The 385-nt window shown below is 65.7% G+C and carries 1 protein-coding gene and 1 pseudogene; one reads left to right on the forward strand and one right to left on the reverse strand.

The annotated features are described in order from the left end of the window. Positions 1-264 (forward strand): GNAT family N-acetyltransferase (locus CDV44_RS27530; RefSeq protein ID WP_141118857.1); only part of this gene is annotated, 264 nt, incomplete at its 5' end. A gap of 13 nt (positions 265-277) precedes the next feature. Here the strand turns inward: CDV44_RS27530 and CDV44_RS28565 are convergent. Beyond that, positions 278-385, reverse strand: a pseudogene (locus CDV44_RS28565) (glutathione S-transferase); the annotation flags it as partial.

A 385-nucleotide genomic window follows, 5' to 3' on the forward strand; every position in this document is an offset into this window, starting at 1 on the left:
TATATCGCCGCCGATGCGACCGGCCAAGGCGTGGGCCGCGCGCTGCTGCTCACACTCATCGCGCGCTGTGAAGGCGGCCCGTGGCGGCAACTGATCGCAAACGTCGGCGACAGCAGCAACGCGGCGTCTCTCGCCCTGCACACGGCATGTGGTTTCATGCCGGCGGGCGTGCTCAAGTCCGTCGGCTTCAAATTCGGCCGCTGGATCGACACCGTGCTCATGCAACGCCCGCTCAGCGCAGGCGACACGACACTGCCGGAGTGAGCCGGGCGTCGCCTCAAAACGGCGACGCGCGATCCAGTTCCTTGTAGTGACGGAAGATGCCGGTGGTGTTGAACGGAATGCGTCGCGGCGACTTCAGATAGGCGACAATCCGCGACTCGCG

Origin of the sequence: Pandoraea sp. PE-S2R-1 (assembly GCF_002179865.1) — a bacterium.
GTDB lineage: Bacteria > Pseudomonadota > Gammaproteobacteria > Burkholderiales > Burkholderiaceae > Pandoraea.